The organism is Bacteroidota bacterium (assembly GCA_020161395.1).
Lineage (GTDB): Bacteria > Bacteroidota > Ignavibacteria > Ignavibacteriales > Ignavibacteriaceae > UTCHB3.
In genome coordinates this window covers 1-5,846 of record JAIUOE010000021.1, presented here as the reverse complement: position 1 = coordinate 5,846, position 5,846 = coordinate 1, and the positions used below count along the sequence as shown (strand labels likewise).

At 39.3% G+C, this 5,846-nt stretch carries 4 protein-coding genes; all 4 read left to right on the top strand.

Going from position 1 to position 5,846, the window contains the following annotated elements; translation table 11 throughout:
* Positions 1-346: 346 nt before the first annotated feature.
* Complete coding sequence (locus LCH52_16825; protein ID MCA0390155.1) at positions 347-658, top strand: hypothetical protein; 312 nt, start codon at positions 347-349, stop codon at positions 656-658.
* A gap of 485 nt (positions 659-1,143) precedes the next feature.
* The gene (locus LCH52_16820) at positions 1,144-2,736 is read left to right on the top strand and encodes a T9SS type A sorting domain-containing protein (protein ID MCA0390154.1); all 1,593 of its coding nucleotides are present in this window, start codon (positions 1,144-1,146) and stop codon (positions 2,734-2,736) included.
* A gap of 28 nt (positions 2,737-2,764) precedes the next feature.
* Entirely contained in the window at positions 2,765-4,204 is a 1,440-nt protein-coding gene (locus LCH52_16815) for a hypothetical protein (GenBank protein MCA0390153.1), read from the top strand.
* The coding region (locus LCH52_16810) for a hypothetical protein (protein ID MCA0390152.1) at positions 4,179-5,846 on the top strand (1,668 nt) is incomplete at its 3' end. The genes LCH52_16815 and LCH52_16810, both read left to right, overlap by 26 nt.

Here is a 5,846-nt window from a genome sequence, read left to right as displayed (position 1 = left end):
TGCAAAAATACGAAAAATTGACCGTATCTAAAAATAAATATTCCTCTTAACTACCATATATTACAATAGGTTAGAACATATTTAGGCTAAACTGATTTGGTCAATTTTCAGGCGAAAAGAAGAGTCAAACGCTTCTAGAAATTAACATAAGGCGAGGGATCAATAAAACGGGGATCATAAGTAGGAGCCAACTTGAGGAAAAGACTCTTTTTGATAAATCTGAGAATACAATAAAAAAGGCTGCCCCTTTTGAGACAGCCTCATTCTTCTGATAAATCACCCTGAAGAGTTTAAACATCTGATCGATGAGTTTCAACCTGAAACGGGTGTTCACTGTAAATTATGCTTGAACAAATATCCCTTTTCACTCGTTTTTGTAAAGTCCGCTGAAGATATTTTAGAGCACGCCGCCAAAGTGGAGGCAATATTGGAGGAGGATGGTTTGAACTGGTGGGCTTATCCGAAAAAGAGCTCCAGGAAATACAAGGTTGATATCGATCGTGACAATGGCTGGCAAGTGCTTGGCGATCTGGGATATGAACCGGTCCGAATGGTTGCCATCGATGAAGACTGGTCTGCTGTCAGGTTCCGAAAAGCCTCATTGATAAAAAATATGAAACGGGATGAAAGCTGGAGAATGAGTAAGAAAAAGGAATAGTTTAAATGAAGTCCCGGGTACCTTAAAAATTATTGATGCTCAGGTCAGGCAAAAATTCGTTGCTTCCTCCCGAACTTTATTTTTCATCAACCATAAAATCAGTCTTTTTCACCTATGCCACTATTTTTATAGACCCCCTGAACAAACATATTTGAAACGAATATTCGTCATAGGAAAATATTTCTTGCACGGAATATGAAAAATAAGTAGATTATGTAAGAAAAAGGTAATCATTCGCAGGTTTACTCAAATGAGTTTGTTGTTTATTGTTTTCCATGCCGGGCTTATTATCAGCGCTTGGGAAATATTTTTGTCTTCTGCCGGGAAACTTGCCATACCTCCGTTTTGGTTTGTTATCCTGTCATCGTCCCTCATTCCAAATCAATTCGATTTGGGTTTGCCAATCGCTCTGTGCCTTCCGGAAACTTTTCTAAAAAATATTTATTTCTTAATGCATCAACACAAACCTTGTGTGAGGAAGAATTATGTTAAAACTAACACATAACCCCTTTCAATTTGTTTTGTTTTCATTCTTGCTTCCTTTAGTTGTTAGCACAACAGAAGTTAGTGCCCAGTTCGATTCAATAATATTCGCACGAGATGATATTTACCAACCCAATGCTGTCCTCTATATGGGGGATCAGAATGATGATGGCTGTGATGATTTTGTCCTTATTACAGCTTCTACTTCTAATTGGAATGCAAAAGCTTTGCTTTTTCATGGTGGTAATCCTGTAGACTCGGTGCCTGTTTTCGAAATTCCATTTACCGGATTCATACCGTATCATGTGTCAGCATGTGATTACAATCGTGACGGATACAGGGATTTGATAGTGACAACATTCAATACCCGTCCATTAACCTTAAAGATATATCTTGGCGGTCCAACGATGGATACAATTCCCGATTTAATATTTCAAGCACCAGAACAGATAATTGGCAATCTAAGATTTGTGGGAGGTGACTGGCCGGTTGATTTCAACGGGGACGGTTATGAAGAAATGGTTGCCTATGCATACGACATGTATGGTGGTAAAGGGGCATTTCTGATATATAATTCGTCACCGGAGATGGATTCGATCCCCGACAAGATTGCAACATTTTATCCAAATGAGGCGATAGAGGGTTCTTATATAACAAGTGGTGATCTTGACGGAGATGGAAGAACTGATCTGACTTTTACTCTCACAAGCCCTTCAATTCCGTTAAACTTTGCTTTGAGGAGATTCGTTTTTGGCAGATCAGACTTTTCTTTTCAAGACACCGTCAGTTTTCTGGATTCAGTAGATATTGTTGACTTCAATCATATTATACAAGATATTAATAAAGATGGGAAAGCGGACCTTGTGATCAATGACACGAAATATAAGTATCCATACTGGTACCAAATGGCGGTAAGCTACGGTTCTCGAAACATAGATTATATACCCGAAGAAGGATTTAACACTCAAAACCAAGGATGGTATTATACCCGATCTGTAGGAGATGTGAATGGCGACGGGTATGGTGACTTTTTATCATCTCTTTATGGCTCAGGTGGCCGACTGTTTGTGGGAGGCAAGCACAAAAGTGATGATACTCCAATCAGATATTACGGGAATTCATTCAACATCCTGGGCAGGGTTGGAGATGTAAATGGCGACGGACTTGATGACATTGGAATAGGAACGAACGGTGCAACATATGCACAGCCCGGCACTTTTTATATAATGAGTGGTGAGAGAGTTGCGATGGCAATTGAAGATGGGGAACTTGCAACTGAGCAAAAAGAAGAAATAACATTAAAAGCGTACCCAAATCCAACACGGGGTGAATTATCGGTTGAAATAACGAGTAATTACCCGGGATATGCAGAATTGAGGCTATACAACACAACAGGAAAGGAACTGATAAAAAAGGGAATCGAATTAGCAGCCGGTATTACAACCGAGAAGATTAATCTCAGAGAACTGAACATATCATCAGGGGTTTATATAATTGATATGTTATTTAAATCAACAGAATCAGAAACAAAGGGAAGTGCTAATATGAACTTAAACGGAAAGAAAAAGAGTGTGAAGATTGTAATGATAAAATGAATTTAAAATAATAAAATAGAGAATTTTCATGAAAAAATTAATAATGATATTGATTATATTGGAATCAGCATTATATTGTCAGAATACCGGAGTCCCGGGAAAGGACTTTTTCCCGTACATGTCATTTTGGGACTTTGCTGTTTATCAGAGTCATCCAAGACAATCGAGCTGTACATCGTCGCAATATGCAACAGCAATGCAACAGAGCAGCAGATTATATTATTATCCTTTGTTGGTAAATCTTGGGTTGACAAATATCGTCTCGGATTTTGATTTAATTAATACTCTGCACATGTCAGATTATTACGGCAACATAAAGTTTCTTGATATGGATTTTAGCTGGGCTGGTGATGATTCACCACCGTTTGAACCCGGGAGATATTTGAAAGCGACAGGGAATAACCCAAATAAATTTGCTCACCAAATTGGCGGTACTTGGGACATGAGCTGGAATCCTGTTCAGAAAAATTTTGGTTTCGGGACAGATACAAAATCATCCCGCTGGGCAATGGATTCGGCAAAACAACCACCCGGAAGCCCAACTTTAACAGGGATAGATACTTCAGAAGTTGTTCCGCCTTCCCCTGGTTCAAGTCAAATTCGATATGCTAAAAGGGGAAGACATTCGGCGGGAGGTACACTATTCTATGGCACAATTGATGCCGGACATTTCCCTCATAAGTATATTCCTTATCAGTTGTCTTTCTTTATTAGGGGTGACCAAAAAGAACTGGCGGAAGAAGTTGATCCCAATGCTGTCGTTCTGCGGATATATGTGATCGCTGGAGGCTCCATCTATCAAAAGCCCTACAATAAAAATATCGGCGTTGAAGAGCCCAACTTCACGGAAGATGACCCCATTTATTTTTTGGAAGAACCCTTTGAGATAACCGGGGAAGATTTGATGCTAACTTCAGGGAGTTACAGTTGGATCACGACACCATCCTTTCAGATTCCCGGAAATGTTAATATTACATACTACGCTGTTTGGACAGGGGCGGCCTCAATTTACTGTGACAGAATGATCATGTTTAACGAGTTTTACGATATAATGTTCAACCCGACACAAAAGCCCAATCCGGTGACACCCCCAAATTTTGGAGGGCAAATATCGGCAAAATACCCAACAGCGGATTCAACACTTCATAGTACTTATGTAGATGAACCACCTTTGCTTGCAGCCGAGGCATTCGGAAAGATAAATCATCTTGTGGATTCAGTAATTGGCACAAGAAATGGAGGTATGGAACTAAATGGTGCTATAGGACCTCATACCGAGTGGGGGATGAGATTTGAGCAGAAATTTGGGATATCCCCCTTCGACGATAAGTACAAGAGGAAATATCTTCTTTATAATGTTTATCCATTCAGGCAAGAATTAACAACAACACAGGCAGATGTGCAATCCGCAATTGAAGAATTGATAAACTTCAGATTTATAGGTGATACTGAATTTAAACTGGCTTGATGCCAAATACTGGAACGAGAACTCGGCAATCCCCAAACCTTGGATAAGTAACATTGAGACTTCACCCACCGGAAATTTCCCCATGACTCCCACAGACCCCCCGATGGTACAAACAGGATATTTTGAAGAGTATAGCCATCTTGCGGGTTATAATCCAAAATCTAAGTACAACTACATAGTGAACAGAAGATGCAATACTCAGGGTAGTGACAACTCAAACCGTTATATCCGTTTTCAACTTGATTCCACTGTAGCTTCAGGTTATACTAATATAAAGGTTACGAACCTTAAAACCGGTCAAACCTTCTTTACCTCAAAGAACTCAATGTTTACACTGTTTCTCAATGCGGGAGATGGAACACTTTTGAAGTTTGAACCGACAATTTTAGCCGGTGGTTTGCTTGTTGAAAGCGAAACGGTCTCATCATCCATCGAAGTTGACAGCAGTCTGGAACTTTCTCAATACAAAAAACTCCGGATTGAAAATGGCGCTGATGTAACCTTTAAAAATTCTTCAAGGCTATATGTATATAATTCTGACCTTGAAATTGAGGGAACACCATCAAACCCTTCAGTGATAAACTTTTTATCTCCGAACTGGACACTTGGTAATGGATTGGTTGCACGGTATGCTGATGTTTCCATAAATAATGCACGGATCAAAAATGCGAGCGCGGGGATTTACGCTTACAGGTGCTCGACCTTCGTTGTCAGCAATACTATTATCGACAGTTGTTATTTTGGAATATCCATGGAAGAAATGGGTTCACCCTACGGAACAAATGTTCTCAATAATCTTACCCTTAACAGATGCAACACCCGGGGAATTACAACAAACGATGTAATATTAATGGCAAGGGATATTGTAATATCAGATGGTGAAAATGCTATGATGTTCACAAATTCCGAGTTTAATTGTTTCTTGATGCAGGATACTGCAAACATCAATATTCTGAATCATACCACGGGCGTCTACAGTAACAATTCAGATTTGAATTTTGGGTATGATGATGGCTATGGCTTTACAGATGGCAGATACAATACCTTTTTGAGTGCTGATAATTTTTATGTTGAAAACTATTCCGAGGTTATGGCTCAATATGGTTACTGGATCTCGAAATCAAATTACTGTGATTTAACAAGTTTACTTGTTGATGAACCATCATTCAAGTACGAAGGTGATAATCCTCTTGTTATACCAAGTGACGAACTGGCATCGGTAAAACATAATTTTACGGGTGAAGGTGGTTCAACAGTTGAGAAATTTCAACTTGCAAAAAGGATGTACAAAAAGGGACATTTAAGACAAGCAAGAGACATCTGCAGCGACATAATAGATAATAACTCTAATGATGAGCTGATTCCGGCTGTAATATCTTTATTGATCCGTACTTTTAAGGAGGAGGGTAAAGAAGCTCTTGGTCAATATATAGCAAACGGAAATAATGCAACGACAAATTCAACGGCAAAAGGATTGCTCCAGGCTGCCACTGCACTTTTTACAGAGGATGTAAGCACAGTATATGACGATATCATTACGAGATATCCGGGGAAATACCCTGCTGAATATTCCCTGTACAAAAAAGCATTGTATCAGACCGGTTCTCAAATGGATAAAAAAGGAGCAAAAATCACATTCAAT

Excerpts from the sequence above, each read along its gene's own strand:
- LCH52_16820 (MCA0390154.1), top strand. The coding sequence starts at position 1,144 with ATGTTAAAACTAACACATAACCCCTTTCAATTTGTTTTGTTTTCATTC.
- LCH52_16815 (MCA0390153.1), top strand. The coding sequence starts at position 2,765 with ATGAAAAAATTAATAATGATATTGATTATATTGGAATCAGCATTATAT.